Source organism: Neisseria sp. P0022.S010, from assembly GCF_051956635.1.
The window spans coordinates 1-1,242 of record NZ_JBQCXF010000710.1 but is presented as its reverse complement, the minus strand read 5'-3'; the positions used below and the strand labels follow the sequence as shown (position 1 = coordinate 1,242).

2 protein-coding genes are annotated in these 1,242 nt (G+C 50.2%); both read right to left on the bottom strand.

The features are described 5' to 3' along the window. Nucleotides 1-552, bottom strand: a 552-nt coding sequence (locus ACTHUT_RS20850) for a hypothetical protein (RefSeq protein ID WP_440419714.1), incomplete at its 3' end; no start/stop codon positions are given. Further along, the coding region (gene dapF, locus ACTHUT_RS20845) for a diaminopimelate epimerase (protein ID WP_440419712.1) at nucleotides 549-1,242 on the bottom strand (694 nt) is incomplete at its 5' end. The genes ACTHUT_RS20850 and dapF, both read right to left, overlap by 4 nt.

Below are 1,242 nucleotides of genomic sequence, written 5' to 3'. Positions count from 1 at the left end.
GACAACCGCAACCAGCCAACCCATTTGCAGCTGAGTAGCACTAAACAAAGCCGCCGACTGCTTGCACACGACCACGCGGTGCAGATAAAACACCAGCATCAACACGCCCTGCAAAACAAACCAATAAATCGGTTTCAAGGCATAAATTTTCAGCAAGGCCGCCCATGCAAAAACCGCACCTGCCAATGGCAAGATGAAATAAACCACGCCTGCCAAGAAAACAAAAGCCAAAGTCATGACGACATTGGAAACAGCAAATAAAGTCAAACCGGCATATTCGCCTGCCGACCAAAACTTTTTGTCTTCCGTTTTACTGCAGTCATCGATAAAGAAAAAAATACTGGCGATTGTCAGATAAAAATGAGGGATAAACAAAGGGCCTGTATGCGTAAAACCCCACATTCCGGGCAACAAGCGCGCGCCCAGTGCCGAAATCCCCAGCCACAACAACACCGCAGCCCAAAGCCATTGAAACCGTTGCGCACGAAAAATAAATGCCAACGATACCGCAGCATACGCGACGGCAAACCAAAAATCCAAAGAAACCATCATGAATACTGCAACTCGCCTTCAAAAACGGTTTCAGCAGGGCCGGTCATTTGCACATCGCCACCTTCTTCCCAACTGATAAACAATTCGCCACCAGGCAGAGTAACTCGCACAGGCGCACCCGCTTTCAGCAGGCCATTGCGCACACCGGCCACCACGGCCGCACACGCTCCAGTGCCGCAAGCCTGAGTTTCCCCCACCCCGCGTTCAAACACGCGCAGGCGGACTGACAATTCATCTTCAACCTGTAAAAAACCGACATTGACCCGTTCAGGGAACTGCTCGTGCGATTCAATAGCGCTGCCCCAATACTCCACCGGCGCAGTCTCAACATCATCAACCAAAATCACCGCATGCGGATTACCCATATTCACGCAGCTTATCGGTACAGATTCCAAACCGACTAAGACAATATGTGTCAGCGCATCTTCATTTTCACCATGTGCAGGCACAAACGGAATTTCAGACGGCATGAAACGCGGTTTACCCATATTGACGGTAACCAAACCGTTATCCAACAGCTTCGGCACAATAATCCCTTTGGCCGTTTCGACCAAAATTTCCGTTTTATCCGTCAAACCCTTATCCGCGACAAAACGCGCAAAACAACGCGCGCCATTGCCACACTGCTCTACTTCCCGACCATCGGCATTGAAAATGCGGTACCGAAAATCGACCGCATCAGAAGAAGGC